23 protein-coding genes and 1 pseudogene are annotated in these 23,507 nt (G+C 71.9%); 18 read left to right on the plus strand and 6 right to left on the minus strand.

The features are described 5' to 3' along the window. Positions 1-207: 207 nt before the first annotated feature. Complete coding sequence (locus ACZ5CZ_RS21855) at positions 208-1,677, minus strand: MFS transporter (RefSeq protein WP_468945140.1); 1,470 nt, start codon at positions 1,675-1,677, stop codon at positions 208-210. Between the two features lie 97 nt (positions 1,678-1,774). Between ACZ5CZ_RS21855 and ACZ5CZ_RS21860 the strand changes: the two genes are divergently transcribed. Together ACZ5CZ_RS21860 and ACZ5CZ_RS21865 are read left to right on the plus strand one after the other, a co-directional pair. Further along, on the plus strand, positions 1,775-2,788 hold the full coding sequence (locus ACZ5CZ_RS21860; RefSeq protein WP_468945143.1) for an Lrp/AsnC family transcriptional regulator: 1,014 nt from the start codon (positions 1,775-1,777) through the stop codon (positions 2,786-2,788). Between the two features lie 1,027 nt (positions 2,789-3,815). Further along, positions 3,816-4,022, plus strand: coding sequence for a hypothetical protein (locus ACZ5CZ_RS21865; RefSeq protein ID WP_468945146.1), 207 nt, complete (start codon positions 3,816-3,818; stop codon positions 4,020-4,022). A gap of 723 nt (positions 4,023-4,745) precedes the next feature. Here the strand turns inward: ACZ5CZ_RS21865 and ACZ5CZ_RS21870 are convergent. After that, positions 4,746-4,931, minus strand: coding sequence for a hypothetical protein (locus tag ACZ5CZ_RS21870; protein ID WP_468945148.1), 186 nt, complete (start codon positions 4,929-4,931; stop codon positions 4,746-4,748). An 11-nt stretch (positions 4,932-4,942) separates the two neighbouring features. Here ACZ5CZ_RS21870 and ACZ5CZ_RS21875 point away from each other — a divergent pair, with 11 nt between their 5' ends. The 5 genes and pseudogenes from ACZ5CZ_RS21875 to ACZ5CZ_RS21895 all read left to right on the plus strand — a co-directional run bounded on the left by ACZ5CZ_RS21875 (position 4,943) and on the right by ACZ5CZ_RS21895 (position 10,351). Next, positions 4,943-5,248 carry a hypothetical protein gene (locus tag ACZ5CZ_RS21875; RefSeq protein ID WP_468945151.1) on the plus strand — a complete coding sequence of 102 codons (306 nt, stop codon included), beginning with the start codon at positions 4,943-4,945 and terminating at the stop codon, positions 5,246-5,248. A gap of 278 nt (positions 5,249-5,526) precedes the next feature. Beyond that, entirely contained in the window at positions 5,527-8,214 is a 2,688-nt protein-coding gene (ppdK, locus tag ACZ5CZ_RS21880; RefSeq protein WP_468945153.1) for a pyruvate, phosphate dikinase, read from the plus strand. Between the two features lie 183 nt (positions 8,215-8,397). After that, positions 8,398-8,841 (plus strand): annotated as a pseudogene (locus ACZ5CZ_RS21885) (pyridoxamine 5'-phosphate oxidase family protein); the annotation flags it as partial. 238 nt (positions 8,842-9,079) lie between these two features. Beyond that, complete coding sequence (locus ACZ5CZ_RS21890; protein WP_468945156.1) at positions 9,080-9,652, plus strand: Rv1733c family protein; 573 nt, start codon at positions 9,080-9,082, stop codon at positions 9,650-9,652. 84 nt (positions 9,653-9,736) lie between these two features. After that, positions 9,737-10,351 carry a site-2 protease family protein gene (locus tag ACZ5CZ_RS21895; RefSeq protein WP_468945158.1) on the plus strand — a complete coding sequence of 205 codons (615 nt, stop codon included), beginning with the start codon at positions 9,737-9,739 and terminating at the stop codon, positions 10,349-10,351. A gap of 257 nt (positions 10,352-10,608) precedes the next feature. Here ACZ5CZ_RS21895 and ACZ5CZ_RS21900 read toward each other — a convergent pair whose 3' ends face one another. Both ACZ5CZ_RS21900 and ACZ5CZ_RS21905 read right to left on the minus strand, forming a co-directional pair. Beyond that, entirely contained in the window at positions 10,609-11,517 is a 909-nt protein-coding gene (locus tag ACZ5CZ_RS21900; RefSeq protein WP_468945160.1) for a universal stress protein, read from the minus strand. Positions 11,518-11,544: 27 nt separating this feature from the next. Beyond that, positions 11,545-12,450, minus strand: coding sequence for a universal stress protein (locus ACZ5CZ_RS21905; RefSeq protein ID WP_468945162.1), 906 nt, complete (start codon positions 12,448-12,450; stop codon positions 11,545-11,547). A 240-nt stretch (positions 12,451-12,690) separates the two neighbouring features. Between ACZ5CZ_RS21905 and ACZ5CZ_RS21910 the strand changes: the two genes are divergently transcribed. Further along, the gene (locus tag ACZ5CZ_RS21910) at positions 12,691-13,344 is read left to right on the plus strand and encodes a CBS domain-containing protein (protein WP_468945165.1); all 654 of its coding nucleotides are present in this window, start codon (positions 12,691-12,693) and stop codon (positions 13,342-13,344) included. 123 nt (positions 13,345-13,467) lie between these two features. After that, positions 13,468-14,193 carry a response regulator gene (locus ACZ5CZ_RS21915; RefSeq protein ID WP_468945167.1) on the plus strand — a complete coding sequence of 242 codons (726 nt, stop codon included), beginning with the start codon at positions 13,468-13,470 and terminating at the stop codon, positions 14,191-14,193. 22 nt (positions 14,194-14,215) lie between these two features. Here ACZ5CZ_RS21915 and ACZ5CZ_RS21920 read toward each other — a convergent pair whose 3' ends face one another. Beyond that, a complete protein-coding gene (locus tag ACZ5CZ_RS21920) occupies positions 14,216-15,088 on the minus strand; it encodes a CBS domain-containing protein (protein ID WP_468945170.1) in 873 nt (290 codons plus the stop codon). A 166-nt stretch (positions 15,089-15,254) separates the two neighbouring features. Here ACZ5CZ_RS21920 and ACZ5CZ_RS21925 point away from each other — a divergent pair, with 166 nt between their 5' ends. The 9 genes from ACZ5CZ_RS21925 to ACZ5CZ_RS21965 are packed head-to-tail and all read left to right on the plus strand — an operon-like array spanning position 15,255 to position 22,985. Next, positions 15,255-15,692 carry a hypothetical protein gene (locus ACZ5CZ_RS21925; protein ID WP_468945173.1) on the plus strand — a complete coding sequence of 146 codons (438 nt, stop codon included), beginning with the start codon at positions 15,255-15,257 and terminating at the stop codon, positions 15,690-15,692. Then, the gene (locus ACZ5CZ_RS21930; protein WP_468945176.1) at positions 15,689-16,618 is read left to right on the plus strand and encodes a hypothetical protein; all 930 of its coding nucleotides are present in this window, start codon (positions 15,689-15,691) and stop codon (positions 16,616-16,618) included. Before ACZ5CZ_RS21925 ends, ACZ5CZ_RS21930 begins: the two co-directional genes overlap by 4 nt. Beyond that, positions 16,605-18,047: a V-type ATPase 116kDa subunit family protein gene (locus tag ACZ5CZ_RS21935; protein WP_468945178.1), complete on the plus strand. Its 1,443-nt coding sequence runs from the start codon at positions 16,605-16,607 to the stop codon at positions 18,045-18,047. Before ACZ5CZ_RS21930 ends, ACZ5CZ_RS21935 begins: the two co-directional genes overlap by 14 nt. Next, positions 18,032-18,445: an ATP synthase subunit C gene (locus ACZ5CZ_RS21940; RefSeq protein ID WP_468945181.1), complete on the plus strand. Its 414-nt coding sequence runs from the start codon at positions 18,032-18,034 to the stop codon at positions 18,443-18,445. The genes ACZ5CZ_RS21935 and ACZ5CZ_RS21940 overlap by 16 nt, the downstream gene beginning before the upstream one ends. 2 nt (positions 18,446-18,447) lie before the next feature. Further along, positions 18,448-18,675 carry a hypothetical protein gene (locus ACZ5CZ_RS21945; protein ID WP_468945184.1) on the plus strand — a complete coding sequence of 76 codons (228 nt, stop codon included), beginning with the start codon at positions 18,448-18,450 and terminating at the stop codon, positions 18,673-18,675. Then, the gene (locus ACZ5CZ_RS21950) at positions 18,672-19,184 is read left to right on the plus strand and encodes a hypothetical protein (protein ID WP_468945186.1); all 513 of its coding nucleotides are present in this window, start codon (positions 18,672-18,674) and stop codon (positions 19,182-19,184) included. Before ACZ5CZ_RS21945 ends, ACZ5CZ_RS21950 begins: the two co-directional genes overlap by 4 nt. Further along, a complete protein-coding gene (locus ACZ5CZ_RS21955) occupies positions 19,181-20,977 on the plus strand; it encodes a V-type ATP synthase subunit A (protein ID WP_468945189.1) in 1,797 nt (598 codons plus the stop codon). The genes ACZ5CZ_RS21950 and ACZ5CZ_RS21955 overlap by 4 nt, the downstream gene beginning before the upstream one ends. Then, positions 20,974-22,368 (plus strand): V-type ATP synthase subunit B, encoded by a 1,395-nt coding sequence (locus ACZ5CZ_RS21960; protein WP_468945191.1) that lies wholly within the window; start codon positions 20,974-20,976, stop codon positions 22,366-22,368. Before ACZ5CZ_RS21955 ends, ACZ5CZ_RS21960 begins: the two co-directional genes overlap by 4 nt. Further along, on the plus strand, positions 22,365-22,985 hold the full coding sequence (locus ACZ5CZ_RS21965; RefSeq protein WP_468945193.1) for a V-type ATP synthase subunit D: 621 nt from the start codon (positions 22,365-22,367) through the stop codon (positions 22,983-22,985). Before ACZ5CZ_RS21960 ends, ACZ5CZ_RS21965 begins: the two co-directional genes overlap by 4 nt. Positions 22,986-23,046: 61 nt before the next feature. On the opposite strand, the gene ACZ5CZ_RS21970 is transcribed toward ACZ5CZ_RS21965, so the two are convergent. Next, complete coding sequence (locus ACZ5CZ_RS21970; RefSeq protein ID WP_468945196.1) at positions 23,047-23,469, minus strand: Hsp20/alpha crystallin family protein; 423 nt, start codon at positions 23,467-23,469, stop codon at positions 23,047-23,049. Positions 23,470-23,507: the final 38 nt, after the last annotated feature.

A 23,507-nucleotide genomic window follows, 5' to 3' on the forward strand; every position in this document is an offset into this window, starting at 1 on the left:
TCCCTTCCTCCCCCCCCCCCCCCCCCCCCCCCCCCTTTCCCCCCCCCCCCCCCCCCCCCCCCCCCCCCCCCCCCCCCCCCGAGGACGGGTAGCCTCAGCCCGCTGCACACGAAAGGGGTTCGGTGATGTGCGACCCAGATACGTTGCACAGAGGCAAAAAGGTGCTCCTTAAGCCCTCATGGCGTGACGGCGCTCCGCTCAAAGGGGTCACCTGTCCGTGGCGTCGGGAACGAAGCGTTGATCCGGGCTCGTGGGCGATGAGCGCCGCGGGAGCATCATGGCCGTGGTCACCGCGGTGGCGAGGATGAGCGCGGCGGCGAGGCAGAAGGCGTTGCGGGCGCCGGTGAGCGCGGCGGCCGGGGTGGGGGCGCCGCGCGCGGCGGCATGGAAGAAGAGGCTGCCGAGCAGGGCGACGCCGAGAGTGCCGCCGAGTTGCTGCACCGCGTTGAGCAGGCCGGCGGCGGAACCCGTCTCGTGGGGGCGGACTCGGTGCAGGGCGGTGGTGAAGAACGGCACGGCGTACAGGCCCTGACCGATCCCGGCCACGGCCAGTGCGGGCAACAGCAGCCAGGGGTAGGAGGCGGGCGGGCTGGTGGCGTACACGGTGGCGGCCGATACGACTCCGGTGAGCAGGGCCAGCAGGCCAACGCTCATGACCCGGGCCCCGTAACGGGGTACGAGCCAGGCGCCGGCGACCCAGGACGACAGCGCCATCATCGCGGACCACGGCAGCAGGGTGAAGCCGGCCGAGAGGACGTCGCGGTGCAAACCCAGCTGCATCTGGAGCACGGCCACCAGCATGAGGCCGCCCACCACCGCGAAGAACAGCACGCTGGACACCAGCGCGGCGGTGAAGCCGCGGTCGGCGAACAGGCCCGGTTCGATCAGCGGGCTGCGGCCGCCGCGGGCTCGCCGCCGTTGATGTGCGGCGAAGCCCGCCAACACCGCGCCGCCGACGGCGAGCATGGCCCAGCACCAGCCTGGCCAGCCGTACGCGCCGCCCTCGATGAGCGGATAGACCAGCAGGCTGCTGCCCAGGACGGCCAGCGCCGTGCCGGCGTGGTCCAACCGCGGCCGGAGCGCGGCACGGTCCTCGTGCAGCAGCGGCGTGGCCGCCAGCACGGCGGCGCCGAGGGGGACGTTGACGAGGAAGACCGCCCGCCAGGAGGAACCCAACACATTCGCTTGGGTCAGCGCGCCACCGACCATCGGGCCGGTCACCGCGGCGAGCCCCATGACCGGCCCGATGGTGCCCATGGCCCGGGCCAGTGCCGAGCCGGTGAACATGGCGCGGATCATGCCGATGGTCTGCGGGATGATCAGTGCGGCCGCGGCACCCTGCACCGCCCGCAGGGCGATCAGCGCCGCCGTGGACGGCGCGAGCGCGCACCCCAACGAGGCCAGGACGAAGCCGCCCATGCCCAGGCGGAACACCCGCCGCCGACCGACGATGTCACCCAGCCGTCCACCGGTGATCAGGAAGACGGCGAACGGCAAGGTGTACGCGGCACTGAACCACTGGATGCTGGAAGCCGGACCGCCCAGACCGGCTCGGATCACGGGGGCGGCGACGGTCATGATGGTGGCGTCGAGGAGGTTCATGGCCTCGGCGATCAGCAACACGCCGAGTGCGGCCCAGCGCCGCTGCGGCGGCGCAGTGATGGTGGAGTACGACATGCGCTCGACAGTGCGCGCCGCCGCCGGGCCATCTCCACTTCGAGCGGCTGGATCGAGGAAACATTCCATCAGAGTGTCTGTGGTGCATGATTCTCACATGCTGGACGACATCGACCGTGGTCTCATCCACGCCCTGCGCATCGCCGGGCGGGCGCCGTTCAGCGCGATCGCCGACGTCCTCGACGTCTCGGCGCAGACGATCTCCCGCCGCTACCGGCGGCTGTGCGCAGACGCCGGGCTGCGGGTGGTCGGCCTGGCCGAGCCGGAGCGCAGCGACCGCACCCAATGGCTGCTGCGACTGACCACGGGCCCGCGCGCCGCTCAGGACGTCGCCGACGCGCTGGCCCGCCGCGCCGACACGTCCTGGGTCAAGCTCGCCTCGGGCGGCACCGAGATCGTCGCGATCGTGCACACCTCCACCGCCGCCGGGGCCGACGGGCACGCGCTGCTGCTGCACGACATCCCGCGCACCGCCGGTATCACCGCGGTCTCCGCGCATTGCGTGCTGCACACCTACCTCGGCGGGCCCACCGCATGGTCCGGCCATCAACAGGCCCTCGACGCCACGCAGCAGCGCCGCCTGCGCACCGCCGTGGCCGAGGCGGCGCCTGTCACCGCCGCCCCTGGAGTGCGGGCGGACCTCAGCGATGCCGACTCCGACCTGCTCGCTGCCCTCCAGCGCGACGGTCGGGCGAGCCTGAGCAGCCTTGCCGCGGCCACCGGCTGGTCGCCCGCCACCGTCGCGCGCCGGCTGGAGCAACTGAGGGCCCACGGACAGCTCTTCTTCGACGTCGAACTCGACTCCACCCTGCTGGGCGTCACCACGCAGGCGCTCCTGTGGATGGCCGTCGCCCCCGCCCACCTCGATCATGTCGCCCGTACCCTGGCCCGACACCCCGAGCTGGCCTACGTGGCCGCCGTCACCGGCCCTCACAATCTCACTGCCCATGCCCTGTGCCCCGACCCGGCGGGCCTGCACCGCTACCTCACCGAACGCCTGGGCACCCTGAAGGCGATCACCACCCTGGAGACCGCGCCCGTGCTGCGCACGATCAAGATGGCCGGACCACTCCCGGCCCCAGGCAAGCCGCCCCTGCGACGCCGCCCATAACCCGGGCCAGGCGACGCTCGGCACGTGGCCTCGACCGCCCCTCGGTTGTCATCAACGATCCTTTTGAAAGGTGGTGCAGCACGATCGCGTGGCCGACGTCGCCACCGTCGGTGGCCGCGGCCGCGGCCAGTTCGCCAGCAGCCGCGAGCAAGCCGGTCGCGGCAGCCAGCTCGGCCAGGTCACCCATATCGAGCGTGACGGTGCGCGGCCCGCTGCTGAAGGCTGGCCGCCCGCCCGGGCGAGCGCGGTCTCCAGCACCACCGGCCAGCAGCCTCGCGGTGACGTCGATCGCATGCTCACTGTTCCCCCACCGTCTCGGCGCCCATGGTGGTGGTGCCGGCGGCGGACGGATGCGCGGCCGGGAGGGGAGGCGAGCAGCCGATCGTGCAGGTGCAAGTCCGCGGCGGCGATCCACGGCCACGCCCGCATCCGCCCGGTGCGGGGGACCTCGGCCGCAGCGTCGGCTGCGGCCGAGGTCGAAGACGGCGGTCCGGCCAGGAACGGGCCGAGGAAGACACATCCTTCCCGGACACAGACAGGCGCCGAGATGGATGCCGAGACCACGCGCGCGGGCGGCCCAGGCGACCGCCTCGACATCGCGGCGCAGCCGGCCCGCGAGCACTTGGCCTACCGCGCCGGCCCAGCGGCACATCTCGCCGCATGCGCACCAGCTCCCGCACCAGGCCAACGACATCGTGACCGGCAGGCAGGCGGGCGGGCGGCCCTCTCCAGCTTGAGAGCCTCCGAAACCGGCTACACGGCAGACAACAGGGCAACGAGCACCTAGAGTTGGTACGGCACGGCCAGCGGAGCTGGCTGCGACGGGAATGGGTCCGACGTCCCTTTCGGGCGTGTATGTCACCAAGGTGACACCGCGTCAATCGCGACAACTTCAGACACGGCCTGTACGTCGGCAGGGCCTCAGTTGATCACTCGTCTTCAGGGTGGTCGACCTGAGACACCTGCCACTTCGCATGCAGTCTTGCGCTCAGCTCGGCCGCCCTCCACCCGGAGGAGAGGCCCACGTATGGATGCGCAGATCGTCCTAGGGATTCTGGCAGCGGCTGGCGCTGTGTCCATCTTCTTGTTCGCCTTGAAGGGCCTGCTCGACCAGATCCCTGATGTGATCCGGTCATGGCGTCGCATCGTGATGGAAGTCCGCCGCGCCCCATCGCATCACGGGTCCGAGCAAGAAGACCACCGCCCGTCCTCCCCTGGTGCCCATGGCTCGTGATCACAGAACAGGCAGGCGCCAACCGATGACGCCAGAGACAGAGCCCGGTGGACGGCACGAAGCAGCAGTCCTTGAGGACGCCCGGATACCAGGCCCGGGCCGGGCCGGGCCGGGCCGGCCAGCATCACCCGCAGCCGGGCCAGGCCCACCACGCAGTCGGACAAGTCGCCAAGCCCGTGGCGGAGGCGGCCGAACTGCTCGGCAAGTCGGGGCGGCATCCGCCCTCCGGCCTTGAAGTCCTCGAAACTGACCGAGGAGGCACTCCGTGCGGGCCAGCCGCTGTCCGCCCAGCCGGGAACGCAGCTGACCGGACAGCACCCACCCCCACCCCCGCTTCCCCCCACCCCGTCACACAGAACCCGCACCGCCTCCAACCAGGCTGCCCCCGCACGCCCCCCCCCCGGGCAGGCCGACACCGGTGAAAGAGACGGCAGGAGCAGGACCTCACTCAGCACGCCAGAACACCGAAAGATCACCAACACTCGCGAGAAAATCACCAAAGGGCCGAACCTGGTGAGGCCCGGGGCGAGCGGCCGGGCACCAAGACCGCCCGCATCACCGCCCGGCCGACAAGCGGGTGCAGGCGGCCGGAACGCCGGGGCAGCCGCTGAGCCCACCCGCGAGCCGCCTGCCCCGGCATCCGGGAACGAATCGCAGCCAACAAACCCGGACCGGCCCCTTGCCGCCAGCACCACCGAAGTCACTGCTCCCTTGGGCCGCTCATCAGTGTGCGGTGGGCCGATTCACCAGTTCGGACGGGTCCGTGTTCGCTCCGCACAGCACCACGCAGACCTTCTCGCCGTTGCCGGGCCGGTAGCTCCAGCTCACGGCCACCGGGCCGGGCCGGCAGGTCGCGGTCGGGGACGTGGCGGTCCGGTGCCGTGAGCGCGGCCAGAGCGGTGGCGGCACCGTGCCGCAGGATGCGCCGCTCGAAGCGACCCCGGCTCGCCCGCTGCCAGAGCTGCGCGAACCGCTCCCGCAGACCGGGTTCCTCGTCGGCGGCCCCGATCCGCAACCTCTCCCCCGCCGACAGGAAGACGGAACAGGCGCAGCACGGCCGGCCCATGGCACTGCCGCAGACCGCGCTCCTGGAGCACGCCGCGAGGCAGGACCTGTACACCGTGATGACCTTCCTCCAGCGGGGAGCCACCCACCGCCGCCCATCTGACCGGCGGCAGGCCATAGGCAGCGGTGCTGGCAGGCGCCAGGGCGTGTCGCCGGAGTAGTAGAAGCGGCATCTGCCCCCGGGGCCGGGTGTGCAGGGTTCGCCGGCACGGGGGTCGTACAGGACACGTGCTTGCGTGGCCGGGCCACCGGGAGAGCTCGCTGGCCAGGACCACGCCCTCGTCGACTTCCTCGGCCCGCCTCATTGGCAGGGCCGACCACGCCCTTCGCCTCGTAGGCCGATCGGCCCGCCCCAAGGGACCGAGGGCACCTCCCAGACGCACCGACGCCGCCACAGGCTGAGAAGGCACCGACTACCGCGGAGCCGAGGAGTGGCGTCATGGTCCGCTATGTGTACGACTTCCAGGACGGCGGCCGTGACCTGGCCGGTCTGCTCGGCGGCAAGGGTGCGAACCTGGCCGAGATGACGCGACTGGGCCTGCCGGTGCCTCCGGGATTCATCGTCACCACCGAAGCCTGCCGGGCTTTCCTCGCCACCGGTGAGGAGCCTGCGGGCCTGTCGGCGGAGGTGTCCCGGCACCTGTCGGCGCTGGAGACGATTTCCGGCCGGGTGCTCGGGCAGGCGGACGATCCGTTGCTGGTGTCCGTCCGCTCCGGAGCCCGCTTCTCGATGCCCGGGATGATGGAGACCGTCCTGGACATCGGCCTGACCGACGAGTCCGTCCTCGGCCTGGCCAATGTGTCCGGCAGCGAGCGCTTCGCCTGGGACTCCTATCGCCGGCTCGTCCAGATGTACGGCACCACGGTCTTGGGCGTCGACCAGGCCCGGTTCGACGAAGCCATGACGTCGTTGAAGGAAGCCCGCGGGGCTCCCGACGATCTTCACCTGGACGCGGGTGACCTGGCCTGGCTCGTGGAGACGTACCGGCGCATCGTCCGCGACGCCACCGGCCGGGACTTCCCGCAAACCCCCGCCGAACAACTCCAGCAGGCGATCCTGGCCGTGTTCCGGTCCTGGAACGCCGAGCGGGCCCGACTGTACCGACGCCGCGAGCACATCCCGGACGACCTCGGGACCGCCGTCACCGTGCAGCGCATGGTGTTCGGCAACCTCGGTCCGGACTCCGGCAGCGGCGTGGCCTTCACCCGCGACCCGGCCACCGGACGCCCCGGTCTGTACGGCGACTACCTGCCGAACGCACAGGGCGAGGACGTCGTGGCCGGTGTGCGGGACGCCGTACCGCTGGCCGAGCTCGAGCGGCTGGACCCACTGTCGTACCGGCGGCTGCGCGATCACGCGCAGACGTTGGAGCGGCACTACCGCGACCTGTGCGACATCGAGTTCACCATCGAGCGCGGGACGCTGTGGATGCTGCAGACCCGGGTGGGCAAGCGCACGGCCGAAGCGGCGTTCGCCATCGCCGCTGAGCTGGTGGAGGAGGGACTGATCAGCGCGGACGAGGGCCTTGCGCGGGTGACCGGTGGCGGGCTGGCCCGGCTGATGTTCCCCCGTTTCGACACCGCTGCCACCGGTGAGGCACTTGCCCACGGCGTGCCGGCCTCGCCGGGCGCCGCGGTGGGCGCGGCGGTGTTCGATTCGGCGGAGGCCGTACGGCGTGCCGCCGGCGGCGAGAAGGTGGTCCTCGTCCGCGAGGAGACCACGCCCGACGACCTGCCCGGCATGGTCGCCGCCCAGGCCGTGCTGACCGGCCGAGGGGGAAAGACCAGCCACGCCGCCGTCGTCGCCCGCGGAATGGGCAAAGTGTGCGTGTGCGGGGCCCAGGACGTCACCGTCGACGCCGAGGCGCGGCGATTCACCACCGCGGACGGCACCGTCGTCGGCGAGGGCACCGTCATCTCCGTGGACGGCTCCACCGGTGACGTGTACCTCGGGGCCGTCCCACTCGTCGCCTCGGCGACCATGCGATATCTGGAGAGCGGCGAGCAGGCCGACAGCGTGGTCTGCGCGGTGGACCGGGCTCTCCAATACGCCGATCTCACCGCGCGGTTGGAGGTTCGGGCCAATGCCGACACCCCCGAGGACGCGGCCCGCGCCCGCCGGTTCGGGGCCCGGGGCATCGGGCTGTGCCGTACCGAGCACATGTTCCTCGGAGAACGGCGCAAGCTGGTCGAGGACATGATCCTCGCCCGTACGGACGCCGACCGCGATCAGGCGCTGGCAGCTCTCCTGCCGCTGCAGCGGGAGGACTTCACGAGGCTCCTGCAGGCAATGGACGGCCTGCCGGTCACCATCCGGCTTCTCGACCCGCCGCTGCACGAATTCCTTCCCGACCGCACCGGTCTCGCGGTGCGCATCGCCGCGGCCGAGGCCGCCGGCGAACAACCGGACGCGCACGACGTGGAGTTGCTCAGCGCAGTGAACCGGATGCGCGAGGAGAGTCCCATGCTCGGCCTGCGCGGCGTACGGCTTGAACTGGTGGTTCCCGGCCTGGTCACCATGCAGGTGCGGGCGATAGCCGAGGCGGTCGTCGAGCGCACCCGCGCGGGCGGCTCGCCATGGGCGGAGATCATGGTGCCGCTGGTCGGCGCCGTCGAGGAACTCCGGCTCGCCCGCGAAGAGGTCACGCGCGTCCTGGCCGAGGTCGGCGAGGAGACCGGCGTGGCCGTCCACTGTCCGGTCGGCACGATGATCGAGCTGCCGCGGGCCGCGCTCACGGCCGGCCGGATTGCCGAGGAGGCGCAGTTCTTCTCCTTCGGCACCAACGATCTCACCCAGACCACCTGGGGTTTCTCCCGCGACGACGTGGAGGCGGCGTTCTTCCCCGCCTATCTCGACAAGGGCGTCTTCGCCGCCTCACCGTTCGAGACACTGGACCGCGAGGGCGTGGGCCGACTGGTCCGGATCGCGGTCGAGGAAGGCCGAGCGGCCCGCCCGGATCTGCAGACAGGCGTCTGCGGCGAGCACGGCGGTGACCCGGAGTCGATCCACTTCTTCCACGCCACGGGTCTGGACTACGTCTCCTGCTCGCCGTTCCGGGTCCCGGTGGCCCGACTGGAGGCCGGGCGGGCGGCGCTGCACCGCGTGGAGGCCGGCGACAGCAGGTAGCGGGGACCTCCGGTCCCTGAGCGGGACCGACCGGCACTGGAGAGCAGGTGCGCCATGGACGACTGTGGGAACAGGAGCGGCACCGGTCCCCCGCGGTGTCGCTCCGCACGCCTCGCACCTCGGCGCCGATGAACCGACCGGGGTCGGTGGGAAAACAGTCACTCCCTCTCGAAGAAGCGGAACATGCCCCTCGATCACGCCCCCGCGCACCGGCGCATCGACCTCGACCCGGCCGAGGCGCTGCGGTTGCTGGGCAGCGTGGCGCTGGGGAGGATCGTGTTCACCCGGCAGGCCCTGCCCACGGTCCGGCCGGTCAACCACGTTCTGGACCGTGGGGACATCGTCATTCTCACCCACGAGGGCGCGGCCCTGACGTCTCATGCCGAGGAGGCGGACGACACGGGCGTGGTCGTCGCCTACGAGGCCGACGCCATCGACCCCGACACCCATCTCGGCTGGAGCGTGGTCGTCACGGGGTACGCCCATCTGGTCACCGATCCGTCCGAACTGATGCACGTCCAGCACCTGTTGCGGTCCTGGGCGCCCGGGGAAGGCGCGGCCCAGGCCGTTCGCATCCGTCCCGAACTCGTCGCCGGCGTCCTGCTGACGACGTCGAGCGGGACGGGCGACGACACCCGGGTCACGACTGTCTGCAACGGCGAACGCGGTACGAGCGATGCGGCACCCGGTGACGACGCCAGGGTCGATCCCGGCCCCTCCTCGTACACCGCCCGGGACCAATGGACCCTTTCGTGCGGGGATTCCGGCTCCGGGCGGCCTGGCCGCGAAACCTCCCGGCCCCCCTGGCCGCGCCGCCTCCGGTGTCATCGTCGAAGCAGACACCAGGACGAGGAGGTGTCCGGACGTGAGCACCACGAAGCGGCTGTGGCGGTGGCGGAGCAGTCCGCTGAGGCGGCGCGAGGACGTCATCGAGGCCTGGATCGTCCTGGTGGTCTGGCTGATCGTGGTGGTCTGTGGCGGCGTTGCCGCGCTGGTGACCGTCCGTGGCACCGAGCACGAGTTCGCGGAGGAGCGCGCCCACCGGCATCCCGTCGGTGCGGTCCTGCCGGCCGATGCCCGGCACGGCGTCACGGGGGACTTCTCGACCGACGGTCGTGTACAGCAACCGCTGCGCTGGACGGCTCCCGACGGCACCACTCGAACCGGGCGCACGCTGGTGGACGAAGGCCTGAAGGCCGGAGCCCGGGTGACGGTCTGGCAGGACGATCGGGGCCGGCTCAGTCCGTCGGCGCCGACGGGCCGGGGCGAGGGCCATGTCGAGGCCGCTCTCTTCGGTGGCGCGGCGGCCCTCGCCGTCGCAGCCCCGGCCTTCGGCGCGGGAGCCTTCGCGCGAGCGCGGCTCGACCGGCGCCGTACGGCCCACTGGGACCAGGAGTGGGACTTGGTGGGACCGCAGTGGGGCCCCAGGGCGGGCTGAGCCACGGCTCTCAAAGCCCCCATCGGGCCTGCCGAGCGGACACGGCGGGCCCTGGGCACGCAACACGAGGACGAGGCGAGGTCCATGGACGAGACGCTGCCCCTCGGCCGGATCGCCGGCGTGCGGGTCGGCCTGAACTGGAGCGTGGTGGTCATCGTTGCCCTGGTGACCGTCGCTCTTGCGCACAGTGAGTTCCCGGCCGCCCACCCCGGCCATTCCGCCTTGCAGTACTGGGTTCTGGCGCTGCTGGCGGCGATCGTCTTCCTCGCTACGCTGCTGGCGCACGAGCTGGCGCACGCCGTGGTGGCCCGTCGCAACGGTGTGCAGGTCGACGGCATCACCCTGTGGATGCTGGGCGGCGCCGCCCGTCTGCACAGCGAGGCCCCGACACCGGGCGCCGAGTTGCGCATCGCTGCCGTGGGTCCGCTCACGAGTCTGCTCGCCGGCGGCGTCTTCGCCGGCATCGCGGCCGGGCTGTACATGCTGCACGCGTCCGGGCTCGTCGTCGAGGCGGTCGTATTGCTGTCCGCGATCAACGTCCTGCTGGCCGTCTTCAACGCACTGCCGGCCGCACCACTCGACGGGGGACGGCTGTTGCGGGCGTACCTGTGGCACCGCACCGGAGACCGGCTGCGGGCCACTCGCGGAGCGTCGGCGGCGGGCCGGGGACTGGGCTGGTTCATGGTGCTGAGCGGGTAGGACGGCCTCGTACAGGTCGTGCAATTCGTCCTGGGCCCGGGCCAGTGCCCTGAGCTGCCCGGCTATCCGCTCCAGCTCGGCACCCAAGCGCAGTCTGGGCTCGAACGACGCCTTGGATTGTCGACTGTCCTCGCTCATCGTGGCCGCCCGGCAGTTCACCTCACGTCACCGGCCATTCTTCTCCAAAACCTGAACGCGGACCCGAGCACCGGTGCCAGCGGCCGACGCCTCACGGGCCGGGTACCGAAGCAGCAGGCTCAGGCGGGCTCGGGTACGACCGCCACCGGGCAGGCCGCGTGGTGCAGCACGCCGTGGGCGACTCGGCCGAGTTGGAGCCCGAAGTGGCCCTGGCGCCGTCGGGCACCGACGACGAGCAGGTCGGCCTCACGGGACACCACGATCAGGGCGTCCCGTGCGTAGCCCTCGACCGTACGCCGCTGTACCTGCAAGCCGGTCGGGGCCTCCCGCAGCGCCTCTTCCACCATGGCCGCAGCCTGTTGCTCCTCCACGTGCGCGGGGTCGCCGACGGTCAGGGGAGGTGCGGGGGGCTCGTGCAGTGGTCGGCGCCACGCTCGTACGGTTTCCAGCGGGACCCCGCGCAGCAGGGCCTCTTCGCACGCGAATCGTGCCGCGGGCGAACCCGCCGGCTTCTCTCCCACCCCGAGAACGATGCGGCCGTGCGTCCCGGTGCGTGCCTGGTTGTCGTGACTTCCGCGGAGCACGATCACCGGGCAGTGGGCGTGTCCCGCCACGGAGACACCGACCGAGCCGAGGAGGGCCTCCGTCACCCCGCTGCGGCCACGGCAGCCCAGCACCATCACGAGGGCGCTGCGGCTCTCGCGTATCAGGCCGTACTCCGGTTCCTCGGGCAGCACGTCAGTGGTGACCTTGACACCGGGTTCCCGGTGCCGGGCCCGCCGCTCGGCGGTCCGGACGATGTCCTCGGCCCTCACCTCTTCGGACGGCTTGGCGAGGTCGGCAGCCACAGAAACGCCCTCGTAGCGCTCCCAGAGGGAGGCATACACCAGCCGGAGCGACGTCCCGCGCAGGGCGGCCTCGTCGGCGGCCCAGTCCACGGCGCGCAAGCTCGACTCGGAGCCGTCGGCGCCGACGACAACAGGCAGGTCCAGCGGCTCCCCACAGGCCTGTGCGGCTGGTGCACTCATGGCGTGTCTCCTTCTCCGGAGCGGAGGTCAGCCGTGTGCAACGACGGCGACGGGAGCGGCGATGTGGTGCAGGGCCGAGTGGGTGACGTGGCCGATGCGGGCGCCGAGCGACCTGGTGCGGATGCACCGGCCGACGACCACGAGGGAGGCGTCACGGGAGTCGTTGACGAGAACCTGCGCGGCGTTTCCGCACCGACTCGCCTCGATCACCTCGACGTCGGGGAACTTCTGCACCCAGGGACGGAGCACCTTGCTCAGGAGAGTGGCCTGTCCGCGTTCGAGCGTGTCGTAGAGCTCGGCGTCGCCGGCGAAGCGGTAGAAGGAGGTAGGCGGCTCGGGCCAGGCGTGGACGACCCGCAGGGCGGCTTTCCGCCGCGCGGCGGCGTCGAAGGCGAACTCCAGCAAGGTGTCGTCCGCTTGGTCGATGTCGAGTCCCAGCACGACGGGCCGGAAGGGTGCCGCGGCGGACGGCACCCCCGCCGAATCCATCGTGTGCTCGTCGGCGGCCTGCTCTCCCGCCCGTACCAGTACCACCGGCCGCTCGGCGCGGGCCACCACGCCCAGACTCACCGAGCCCACCATGAACCCTTCCAGCCCGCCGAGGCCCCGCGAGCCCAGGACCAGCAGATCGGCGAAGCCCGCTGCCTCGCACAGCAGGTCGGCCGGAGTCCCGGTCAGCTGCTCGGTGGTCACCTCGATGCCCGGGTAGCGGAGCCGGATGCCCTCCGCGGCCTCGCGTATCAACTGCTCTGCCCACTGCCGGTAGGTGTCAGGATCGAGTAGTGGTGTCCTGGCAACGAACCTGGGCGTCGGCTCCGCGATGTACATGATCTTGAGGGGCAGGCCGCGGAGCAGCGCTTCTCGCGCCGCCCACTCGGCTGCGGCCCGGCTCTCGGGCGAGTCGTCGACACCTACGGTGACGGAGCGGGACATGGTCTCCACCTCCCGGGGCGAGGGTTCCGACACCAGCGTGGCGCCGTGATGCCGAAGGGATCAGGGGCCACACGGCCCCATCGGGGCCCGACCGACCCTCGGTGGCCCGGAAGAGACCCACTGCACCCCGGAAGCCGCATGGGCCCGTCCCCAGGGCCGTGCGACCCCTGGCACCACCGACCGTCTCCGGCACACCCTGGAAAAAGTCGGACATCTCATCGAGGCCAGTACGGAGTCACCATGTACGGCACTCCTCACATCGTCAGCGACGTGATGACCCAGACGGTCGCCGCCGTCGGCCGCCGTGCCCCGTTCAAGGAGATCGTGCAGCTGATGCAGGACTGGCAGGTCAGCGCCCTGCCCGTGCTCGAGGGCGAGGGCCGGGTGTTCGGCGTGGTCTCCGAAGCCGACCTGCTGCCGAAGGAGGAACTCCGGGACGAACCCGACGCGGGCTACCTCCAGCTGCGACAGCCCGTCGATGTGGCGAAGGCGGCCGCTCTCACAGCCGGCGACCTCATGTCGTCCCCGGCCATCACGGTCCCGGCCGGCGCCACCCTCGCGGAAGCCGCGCGCATCATGGCGCACGAAGGGGTCAAGAGGCTGCCCGTGGTGGACGACGCTGGGCTGCTGGCCGGTCTCGTCAGCCGGGCCGATCTGCTCAAGGTCTTCCTGCGCGACGACGAGGACATCGCCGAGGAAGTGCGGCGCGAGATCGCCTCGTACCTCTTCCCGCCGCCGTCGGCCGTCCACGTGGAGGTGCACGACGGGGTCGTGATAATCACCGGCCGGCTTGCCGACAGCGCCCTCGTGCCCGTCGCAGCCCGCCTGATCAGGGCTGTCGAAGGTGTGGTGGGGGTGGAGTTCGACCTCGCCCAGCACACCGCCGTGCGCTGACCGGAGGCGATGTCGTCGTGGTGACTGGGCCGGTCGGCCCTGGTGCGTCCAGCGGCGACAGGTGACGATCGGTCCCTGGGGCGATCGGCGGTCTGGCCATCATCTTCGAAACGTGGGGCCGCCATGACAGAGATGCGTGCCTTCAGCGAGGAGGACCCTATCCGCGTGTTCCTGCTCGACGATCACGAGGTCGTACGACGTGGGCTTGCCGACCTCCTCGACGCCGAACCCGACATCTCCGTGGCCGGCGACGCGGACACCGCTGAACACGCGCTGGTCCGGGGCCCCGCCCTGCGTCCCCACGTGGCTGTCCTCGACGTCCGGCTGCCTGACGGCGACGGCATCTCGGTCTGCCGGGAGCTGCGCGACCGGATGCCGGAGCTGGCGTGTCTGATGCTGACCTCGTTCGACGACGAGGAAGCCCTGCTCGACGCCATCCTGGCCGGCGCGTCCGGATACGTGCTGAAGCAGATCAAGGGGTCCGACCTGGTGTCAGCGGTACGCACCGTCGCCTCTGGCCAGTCGATGCTGGACCCGGCGACGACCGCCCGGCTCATGCGTTCCCTGCGCGCGGACCCGGCCGAGAGCCCGTCCCTCCCGGCGGAACTGGCCGGGCTCTCCCCCCGGGAACGGGACATCCTGGCACTGATCGGCGACGGCCTGACCAACCGCGAGATCGGCAAGCGGCTGTACCTCTCGGAGAAGACCGTCAAGAACCACATCTCACGGCTGCCGGCGAAGCTCGGAGTGCAGCGCCGGGTCCAGGCGGCCGTCCTCGCCTCCCACCACGACCAGCACGACTCCGACCTGCACGGCCCCCACCATGCCGGGAACCACATCCCCCGGTGATCCGATGGGAAAGCGGCCGAACTCAGTCGGTGGTGAGTAGGTTCTTCACCTCGACGACGTCGGCGATACCCTCGACCTCCGCCACCACCCGGGCCGCCATCGCCGACGACGCCAGTCGGCCTGCCAGCTCCACAATGCCGTCGTGCACGGTCACGGCCACACTCTCCCGGTCAGCCGGTGGGCAGCAGGCTTCGAGCGTGGCCTGTACTTCCGCCCGGATACCGGCATCATCCCTGATCAACGCCTCCAGCAACGCGTCACGACGCACGACGCCCACGAGTCGGCCCTCGCGATCGCTGACCGGCATGCGCTTCAACCGGGACAACGCGGCCAGCCAGGCGGCCTCGGCCACCGTCGCCCCCGGCAGTACGGTGATCGCGGGACTCGTCATCAGGTCGGCGGCCGTCTCGCCCCGGGCCTTGTCGTGCATCCGACGTTCACGCAGCCGACCGATGCGTCCCGGCCGGTGGCGGGATGCCTCGAACGCGACCTTTGCCAGCAGATCGGACTCGGACACGACGCCGACGACATGGTCCTCGGCGTCCACGACCGGAAGTGCGCCCACCTGCTCACGGGCCAGCAGCCGGGCAATGTCGCGATACGCCAGCTCTTCGCCGACGGAGACGGCGGGCACGTCCATCACGTCCCGCACCAGTGGCACACCAGGCTCCTGGGAGAGGTCCGGTCGCCGCGTGGGCGTTACGGTCGACGGTGCCCGCTCCGCGGTGTCCGAGCGCTCGGCCGCACTGCCGGAGTGCTTGGCCGCGGCTGAGGCGACCGCCCCCAGGTAGCGGAGCAGCATGTCCTGTCGAGCCGCTTCTGCCGGGCTCCAGGCACGCGTGGGCACACCCTGCCGAGCATCGGCCTGCGCGCGGAAGTTCTCGTGCGCGTTCACAGCGGCCTCCTGACTCCGTCGAGTCGCCTACCGTCCCAGTCTCCCGTTCTCGCCACCTGTGCCAAGAGCCGAACGGCCCTGGTGGAACGACGCAAGGGCCCTATGCGGTGCGGCGTGGACCCGGAACGGTGAAACTGGAGGAGCACCGACCGGCAGGAGGCTGCCGATGAGCCTGCGGGACTTCCTGGAGCGGTTCCGTCCGGCGGGAACGCCAGGGGCGTCCGCGACCGGCGTGCCCGCCGACCGCATGGCGGAACGCGCTGCGGAACTGGAGCCCGCCCTCGCACGGCTGACGGATGTTCAGCAGCAGGTGGCACGGATCCGGGCCGCCGCGGAGGAGACGGCAGAGGCCCTTCGACGGAACGCCGTACGAGAGGCGGAACGTCTCCTGGCTGATGCACGGGAACAGGCTCCAGTGGTCCGCCGGCAGGCCGCGGAACCCCTCCTCCGAGAAGCCCGCCAGGAGGCCGACGCGCTGCGCGCGGCTGGAGACCGTGCGGCCTCGGGGATCCGCGAGCGGGCAGGGGAACGCATGCCGCACCTGGTGGACCTCGCCGTGGCCGATGCGATGAGACTGGCGAGCGGGACGGCGGAAGAACCGTGAGTGCCGGATGGGTCGCCGGAGCGGTGCGGGCGCGAGCCCTCGTCGCAAGGTATCCGGGCGGCGAGGGGGCACGTGAGATCGCGCGCGGTCCGACGCTCGACGACGCCGTACGTCACCTCGCCACGACGCCGTACGCACGGTACACGCGGACGACGGTGGGCTTGCCCGAAGCTCAGCGGGCGGTGGCCGCCGGCCTCCTGTGGCATCTGCGAGTACTGGCCGGATGGCTGCCGCCCGGTGGCGCCCGCCTGCTGGTGCCGCTCGCCTCGGGATTCGAGATCGCCAACGTGGTCTCCCGGCTGCCGGTCACGGAAGACCGGCGCACCGAGACGCCGGAGCCGTACCGGCTCGGTTCCCTGGAGACGGCGTGGCGACGTCTGGAGCGTGCCGGGACGCGCGCGGAACTCAGGGCGGCACTCACCGCCTCGCCCTGGGGGGACCCGGGCGACGACACCCCGTGGGCCCTGATCACGGGCATGCGCATGGCCGCGGCGCGGCGCACGGCCGTGTCCGTCCCGCCCGCACACCGCTGGGCTCAGGGGCGTGCGGTCCTGCTGACCGCACGCGAACTCTTCGTGCACCGCCGCTCTCTCACGGAATCCGTGCGTCGCGATGCGGCACGACTGCTCGGGACACGGTCGTCGGCCGCCTCCTCCTACCGGGAGTTCCACGACAGCCTTCCCTCAGCCGCCCGGTGGGTCCTTGCGGACATCGACGAGCCCGGTGAGCTTTGGCGGGCCGAGGCACGCTGGTGGCGCACGCTGCAGACCGAGGGCGCTGTGATGCTGCGCCAAGGCCGGTACGGACCCACGGCCGTCGTCGGCGCGGTCGCGTTGTTGTCCGTGGACGCCTGGCGGGTGCGGGCCGCGCTGGAGTCGGCGGCGCGGGGCGGACGGCCCGGAGAGGCGTTCGATGCCCTGGTCTGAGGCGATGACACCGGTCCGGATGCGCCGCGTGGCGGTGGTCGTGCCGCAGACGGGCTTGCGAGACGCGCTGGTGCGGATCGCCGAGGAGGGCTGCGTGGAACTGGACCGCGTCGAGGAGGCGGTTCCGGGAGCGGCAGCTGTGCGGCTGCAGCAACTGCGTGGGCAGGGTGCGACCTCCGGGTCCGAGAGCGCCGCTCCAGCTGTACTGGCCCTGACGGCGCCCGATCTCGACATGCTCGACGATCGGCGCCAGGTCGCCCTGCTGGCTGGGGAGGCTCAACTGGAGGAGCGTGCGCAGGGCGCCGTACGACGGGGGGAGGTGACCGCGCTGGCCGGATGGTGCCCGGCCGCCGAGGTGTCCCACGTCGCGGACCGCCTGGCTGCGGCGGGCGGCGCGCTGTTGCCGTTGCGCGTGCCGCGCGGAACGGATCCGCCGACGCTGCTGCGCTCGGGCCGGGCCGCCTCCTTCACCCCGTTGGTGTCGACGTACGGCACACCGGCCTACGCGGACATCGACCCCTCGTGGCCTGCCGGCCTGGCCTACGTCGCGATGTTCGGAATCATGTTCGGTGACGTGGGGCACGGCGCGCTGCTGGTGCTCGGCGCACTCGCCCTGCGCCTCGGCCGGCCTCGCCCCCTGGCGCGTTTCACTCGGCTGTGGCCGTTCCTGGCGGGCGCGGGAGTCGCCGCCATGGTCGCGGGCGCCGCCTACGGCGACTTCTTCGGGCCGACCGCGCTACTGCCGGTGTTGTGGCTGAGCCCGCTGGAGGAGCCCGCTCGCTTGCTGGCTGCCGCAGTGGTCTTCGGGGCCGGTCTGCTGGTGCTCGCTCATGCCGCGGGCGCGGTGAACCGCGTACGTGAGAACGGCTGGGCCAGGGGCCTGTACGCGGCGTCCGGCTGCGCCGGGCTGCTGTTCTACCTGGGGCTCGCGATGGCCGCGGCAGGCCTGCTGCTGCACTGGCACGCCTGGGCAGCGGCCGGGGCCGCGTGCGCCGCGGCCGGGCTGGCGCTGGTGGCGTTCGGCCTGTTCCGGGCCACGGCGGGCGGCGGCGCGGGAGTCGCCGAAACGGTGGTGCGGCTGTTCGACGTCGTCGTGCGTACCGGCACCAACACCCTGTCGTTCGCCCGGCTCGCCGCCTTCGGTCTCACCCACGCCGCGCTCGCCGACCTCGTGTGGCGCGGCACCACGGCCCTGGCAGGGCGTGGCGCGGCCGGTGTCGCGGGCGCCGCTGTGCTGTTCGTCGTGGGCACGGCCGTCTCCTTCGGCCTGGAGGCCCTGGTGGCCGGCGTGCAGGCCTTGCGGCTCGAGTTCTACGAACTCTTCTCCCGGCTCTTCGAGACCGAGGGCCGCCCGTTCCGTCCCTGGCACGTTCCCCCGGCGGAGCCTGCCGACCCCGCTGTGAAGGTGATCCCATGCTCACCTGGCTGATCGTCCTGCCGGTCCTGGCCTCGGTGCTCGGTGGCATCGGGTTGCTACGGCGGCGCCGGACCAGACACGCCTTCCGCTGGCTCCTGGTCACGAACCTCGCTCTGCTGGGCGTCGCCCTGGTCGTCCTCACCACGGCGCTGACGGGTCCGGCGCAGGCTTCAACGCGGGCCGCCGCATCCGGTGCAGTCAACGGATCCGCCTTGATCGGTGCGGCCATCGCGGTGGCCGGCGCGTCGATAGGCGCCGCGATAGCCGTCGCCTACACGGGCGCCGCGGCACTGGCCGCGCTGAGCGAACGACCGGAGATGTTCGGACGGGCCATGGTGATCGTCGGCCTGGCGGAGGGCATCGCCGTGTACGGGCTCGTCGTCGCTATCCTGCTGATCGGAAAGGCCTGACGATGTGTACGGTGGCCGCCATCGGCGCACGGACCAGGGTGTGCGGACTGGCACTGGCCGGGGTCGATGTCCTCGTGGCGGAGGACCCGGACGCCGTTCGCAGGGCCTGGCTGACGTTGTCCGGCGCGGTCGGCCTGGTGATCCTCACGGCCGAGGCCGCGAATGTGCTGGCGATCGCGGCGACAGCGCCGTCCCCGGCCCAGCCGTTGACGGTGGTGATGCCCTCATGACCGCGCCGGTAGATGCGCTGGACCCCGTTCGCGTCGAGCTGCTGCGCGCCGCGCGATCCGCTGCCGACGCCACCCTGGACCGTGCGCGCGCCGACGCGGCCGAGACCCTGCTCGCGGCTCGCACCGCGGCTGACGCAGTGCTCGCGCAGGCCCGCAGACTCGGCGAGGTCGACGGCGCCAAGGAGGCCGACCGGGAAAAGGTACGGGCCGCACAGGAGGCCTGGGAGACCGAACTCGCGGTCCGCGCTGAGGTCTGCGCGGCACTCAAAGCCGAGGTCCGAGGGGGCGTGCGGCGGGCGCTGGCCCGGGAGGGTGCGGTCGCACGGTCACACCTTGCGGACGTGGCACGAGCCGCACTGGGTCCGGAGGCAGTGGTCACCACCGTCGCGCAAGGCGGGGTGACGGCCGAAACGCCTGGCCGCCGAGTCGATCTGTCGGCGGACGCCCTTGCCGACCGCGCCCTGGACCGGTTGGGGGCCCGGGCCGAGACGCTGTGGGGGCCGCCATGATCACTCCTGGCGACCAGGAGCCGGACCAGTCCGGTGGGGGCGCGCCCACAGACGTCGCGGGCGGTGCCCCGACCTCCGACCGGGATGGTCGCCCCCGCATCCTCCGTGTGGCCGGCTCCCTCGTGGCGATCGCCTGCCCTCCCACGGTCGCCATGCACGATCTCGTCCTGCTGGGCGGCACCGGGTTGCCGGGCGAAGTCGTCGCCCTCCACGGGGACATCGCCTCCGTCCAGGCGTACGAGTACACCGGCGGGCTGGCACCCGGGCACCCTGCGGAACCCCAAGGGCGGCCCCTGACGGTGCGGCTCGGCCCGGATCTGCTCGGTGGCGTTTTCGACGGCCTCCTGCGCCCCCTGGCCGGCGCCGGCGATCTTCTGACGACGAGCGGGCCGGCCACCACTGAGGCGGCTGCACGGGCGTTCACGCCTCGGGTGGTCCGGGGGGAACGGGCCGGGCCCGGTGACGTCCTCGGCGACATCGCCGCGAGTGTCCCACTGCGGCTTCTGGTACCCCCGGGCCTGTCGGGCGAGGTGACACGGATCGCGTCGGCGGGATCGTACGCCTCGGACGCCCCGCTCGCCGTCGTAGGCGGGGACGAAGTGCGCATGGCTCAGTCGTGGCCGGTGCGCGAGCCGCGGCCGGTCGCGCGGCGCCTGCCGGCGGACACGCCCCTGAACACCGGACAGCGTGCCGTCGACCTGCTCTTCCCCGTGGCCCGCGGCAGCACGGTCGCTGTCCCCGGCGGATTCGGCACAGGCAAGACCATGCTGCTGCAGCAGATCGCCAAATGGTGCGACGCAGACGTGATCGTCTATGTGGGCTGCGGCGAGCGCGGCAATGAAATGGCGGACGTCATCGAGGAGTTGGCGGAGCTGACCGATCCACGGACCGGTGGACGGCTGGCTGAGCGGACCGTGACGATCGCGAACACCTCGAACATGCCGATGATGGCACGCGAGGCGAGTGTGCACACGGGCGCGACCGTCGCGGAGTACTTCCGCGACATGGGCCTCGACGTCGTCCTCATCGCCGACTCGACCTCCCGGTGGGCGGAGGCGCTGCGTGAGTTCGCCTCCCGCATGGGCGAACTGCCCGCCGAGGAGGGATACCCCGCTTCGCTCGCCTCCCAGCTGGCCGCGTTCTACGAGCGGGCGGCTGCCGTTCGCACGCTGGGCGGCGCGACGGGGTCCGTCACGGTGATCGGTGCCGTGTCTCCACCGGGCGGCGACCGCACCGAGCCCGTCACCGCGCACACGGAACGGTTCGTGCGGTGTCTGTGGAGTCTGGACCGCGACCTCGCCTACGCACGGCACTATCCGGCCGTGTCCTGGTCGGAGTCGTTCTCGCGGGACGCCGCCGCGCTGTCCGTCGCGCACGCGCGTGCCGGTGACCCCCAGTGGGCCGAGCGGCGCGGGCGCGTCGCACGGCAGTTGGCGGAGGCGGACCGGCTGGCCGACCTCGTCGAGCTGGTCGGCATCACCGCCCTGCCGCCCCGGGAACGCATCAGTGTGCTTGCCGGACGGCTGCTGCGCGAGGCCGCGATCCAGCAGAACGCGCTGTCCCCGGCGGACGCCTACAGCGCCCCTGAGAAGACGGCGGCTCTGGTCGATGCCGTGCTGGCGGTGATCGACCGTTGTCTGGAGGTGGTGGACGCCGGTACCCAGGCCGAGGTCGTCGAGGCGGTCGACTTCAGCCCGTTGCTGCGGGCACGCGAGGTAGCCGCCCCCGCGGAGACGGCTCCGGTGACGGCCGCCCGCGACATCGTCCTGGCCCGGCTGGAAGAGACAGCATGACCGGGCCGGCGGAGATCGAGTACACGGGCGTGCGCGAACTGCGCGGTCCGCTCGTGGTCGTCGAAGGAGTGAGTGGGGTGGGCTGGGACGAGTTCGCCACGATCGTGCTCGACTCCGGTGAACGGCGACACGGGCTGGTCCTGGAGGTGGACCGCAACCTCGCGGTGGTGCAGGTGCTGGAGGACACGGCCGGCATGAACCGCTCCGGCACCCGTGTCGCCTTCTCGGGGTCGCCGATGCGGATCCCGGTCGGTGCCGGGTGGCTGGGGCGGGTGTGCAACGGGCGCGGCGAACCGGCCGACGGTGGACCGCCGGTGCTGGGCGGGTCGTACGAGGCGGTCGGCGGCGCGCCGATCAACCCGGTGCGCCGGGAGCCGCCGAACGAACCGGTGCTCACCGGGGTGGGCGCGGTGGACGTGCTGACCACTCTGGTACGGGGCCAGAAGCTGCCGGTGTTCTCGGCCGCCGGGCTGCCGCACCTGGAACTGGCCGTGCAGATCGCGGCCCAGGCCACCTGTGGGGGTGAGCCGTTCGCCGTCGTGTTCGCCGGGATGGGGCTCACCCACGCCGACACCGCCTTCGTCCGTGAGGGTCTGGCCGCGCGTTCCGCGGCACGGGAACTCGTCCTGTTCCTCAACACCGCCGACGACCCGGTGATCGAGCGGCTGCTCACTCCGCGACTCGCCCTGACCGTCGCCGAACACCTGGCATTCACGGAGGGCCGCCACGTCCTGGTGGTGATGACGGACATGACGGCCTACTCGGAGGCGCTGCGCGAGGTGTCCGCCGCACGGGGCGAGATACCGGCACGGCGTGCCTATCCCGGCTACCTCTACAGCGATCTCGCCTCCCTCTACGAACGCTGCGGCAGAATCAGGGGCCGCCCGGGATCGGTCACCGTCCTGCCGGTGCTCACCATGCCCGCGGGCGACATCACACACCCTGTCCCTGACCTCACCGGTTACATCACCGAAGGTCAGATCGTGCTGTCCGCCGAAGTCCAAGCAGCCGGCACGTACCCGCCCGTCGATCCGCTGGCCTCGCTGTCGCGTCTGATGCGCAAGGGAACCGGGGCGGGACGCACCCGCGCGGATCATCCGGCCGTCGCCGCACAGTTGATCGCGGCGCTGGCCCGGTCCCGGCAGGTCGCGGAACTCGCCGACCTGATCGGCCGTGCCGCGCTCAGTCCGACCGATCTGCGCCACCTGGACCTCCAGGACGCCTTCCGGGACCGGTTTCTCACGCAGGGCACCGACGAGGACCGGCCGTTGGACGATTCCCTGGACCGGGCCTGGGAGGTGCTGCTGACCCTGCCGCGCGGCCAACTGGGCATGCTCCCGGCCGGCCTGCTCGACACCCACGCTCCACCGCAGCACGAGGAACGGCGATGAGTCCGCGAGGACGACGCGTCGCGGCGGGGCGGGCCGCGCGCCTCCGGCTGCGCCGCGGTCTCGCCACGGCGCTGCGCGGAGCGGACCTGCTCGAACGCAAGCTCCGGCTCCTGCTGGACCGCGAGCACACGGCACGCCGGGCTGCTGAGGACGCGCGCCGGGTGTGGGAAGAGAAGCTTGCCGACGCGGAAACCTGGCTGCTGCGCGGGGTGCTGCTCGGAGGCGAACGCGCGCTGGTCGAGGCGGCGCCCGCGGACCGCGCTCGCGTCGACATCCGGTGGGCCGCGCTGATGGGCGTACGCCACCCGGCAGCAGTGGAGTACGCAGCGCCCGTACGCTCCCCGGCGGAACCGACCCCGTCCAACACGGCGCTCGCCCATGCCGAGACGGCTTACCGCGCCGCAATCCGCGCCGCGGCGGAACTCGCCACCCATCAGGCAGCCGCCGACCTGCTGGCCGCCGAGGCCGAACGGACACGCCGGCGAGTCCGTGCCCTCCGCAGACACTGGATCCCGCGACTGCAGGCCGAACTGGCCGCTGTGGAACTGGCGTTGGAGGAAGCCGAACACGAAGAGGCGGTACGGCGCCGCTGGGCCGCCACCCGCACGGACCGATAACTGCGCCTCGGCTCACCGACGGCGGGCCCAGCCCGGGCCCGCCGGCCGTCACCGGACGGTGTCAGTTGCCGTGCCGGATCTCCACATGCTTCGCCTCCGCCTTCTTGGCGCCCAGGCCCACACTGACGGTGAGCATGCCGTCGGTGTACTCGGCCTTGACGTCGTCCTCGTCCGCACCGGTCGGCAGCGCCACGCTGCGGCTCATCGCTCCGTACCGGATCTCGCTGTGATTCTTCGTGACGTCCCTGTCGGTGCGTTCGGCCTGGACCGTCAGCACTCCGTCGGCGAGGAAGACGTCGATGTCCTCGGGTGACATGCCCGGAAGCTCCGCCCGCATCACGTAGCGGTCGTCCTCCGTGTAATCCTCGATCCGCACCGTGGACAGCTCACTCATCGTGGGCATGGCGAAGCGGGCCGGGACGCCCTCGAACCAGTCCGCCATCTCCGGGAACGCGAATCTCTGCCTGCGTGCGAGTGTGCTCATCGCCCTACCTCCCGGATCGGTCCTCTCTGCGGGCACAT

This window comes from Streptomyces sp. NPDC031418 (assembly GCF_055581605.1).

Bases quoted from the DNA above. Each gene is read 5' to 3' on its own strand.
- ACZ5CZ_RS21865 (WP_468945146.1), top strand. From the start codon at position 3,816: ATGGATGCGCAGATCGTCCTAGGGATTCTGGCAGCGGCTGGCGCTGTG.
- ACZ5CZ_RS21855 (WP_468945140.1), bottom strand. From the start codon at position 1,677: ATGTCGTACTCCACCATCACTGCGCCGCCGCAGCGGCGCTGGGCCGCA.
- ACZ5CZ_RS21965 (WP_468945193.1), top strand. From the start codon at position 22,365: ATGAGTCCGCGAGGACGACGCGTCGCGGCGGGGCGGGCCGCGCGCCTC.
- ACZ5CZ_RS21970 (WP_468945196.1), bottom strand. From the start codon at position 23,469: ATGAGCACACTCGCACGCAGGCAGAGATTCGCGTTCCCGGAGATGGCG.
- ACZ5CZ_RS21910 (WP_468945165.1), top strand. From the start codon at position 12,691: ATGTACGGCACTCCTCACATCGTCAGCGACGTGATGACCCAGACGGTC.
- ACZ5CZ_RS21960 (WP_468945191.1), top strand. From the start codon at position 20,974: ATGACCGGGCCGGCGGAGATCGAGTACACGGGCGTGCGCGAACTGCGC.
- ACZ5CZ_RS21875 (WP_468945151.1), top strand. From the start codon at position 4,943: ATGCGCCGCTCGAAGCGACCCCGGCTCGCCCGCTGCCAGAGCTGCGCG.
- ppdK (WP_468945153.1), top strand. From the start codon at position 5,527: ATGGTCCGCTATGTGTACGACTTCCAGGACGGCGGCCGTGACCTGGCC.
- ACZ5CZ_RS21860 (WP_468945143.1), top strand. From the start codon at position 1,775: ATGCTGGACGACATCGACCGTGGTCTCATCCACGCCCTGCGCATCGCC.
- ACZ5CZ_RS21900 (WP_468945160.1), bottom strand. From the start codon at position 11,517: ATGAGTGCACCAGCCGCACAGGCCTGTGGGGAGCCGCTGGACCTGCCT.
- ACZ5CZ_RS21950 (WP_468945186.1), top strand. From the start codon at position 18,672: ATGACCGCGCCGGTAGATGCGCTGGACCCCGTTCGCGTCGAGCTGCTG.
- ACZ5CZ_RS21895 (WP_468945158.1), top strand. From the start codon at position 9,737: ATGGACGAGACGCTGCCCCTCGGCCGGATCGCCGGCGTGCGGGTCGGC.
- ACZ5CZ_RS21935 (WP_468945178.1), top strand. From the start codon at position 16,605: ATGCCCTGGTCTGAGGCGATGACACCGGTCCGGATGCGCCGCGTGGCG.
- ACZ5CZ_RS21945 (WP_468945184.1), top strand. From the start codon at position 18,448: ATGTGTACGGTGGCCGCCATCGGCGCACGGACCAGGGTGTGCGGACTG.
- ACZ5CZ_RS21925 (WP_468945173.1), top strand. From the start codon at position 15,255: ATGAGCCTGCGGGACTTCCTGGAGCGGTTCCGTCCGGCGGGAACGCCA.
- ACZ5CZ_RS21940 (WP_468945181.1), top strand. From the start codon at position 18,032: ATGCTCACCTGGCTGATCGTCCTGCCGGTCCTGGCCTCGGTGCTCGGT.
- ACZ5CZ_RS21955 (WP_468945189.1), top strand. From the start codon at position 19,181: ATGATCACTCCTGGCGACCAGGAGCCGGACCAGTCCGGTGGGGGCGCG.
- ACZ5CZ_RS21915 (WP_468945167.1), top strand. From the start codon at position 13,468: ATGACAGAGATGCGTGCCTTCAGCGAGGAGGACCCTATCCGCGTGTTC.
- ACZ5CZ_RS21905 (WP_468945162.1), bottom strand. From the start codon at position 12,450: ATGTCCCGCTCCGTCACCGTAGGTGTCGACGACTCGCCCGAGAGCCGG.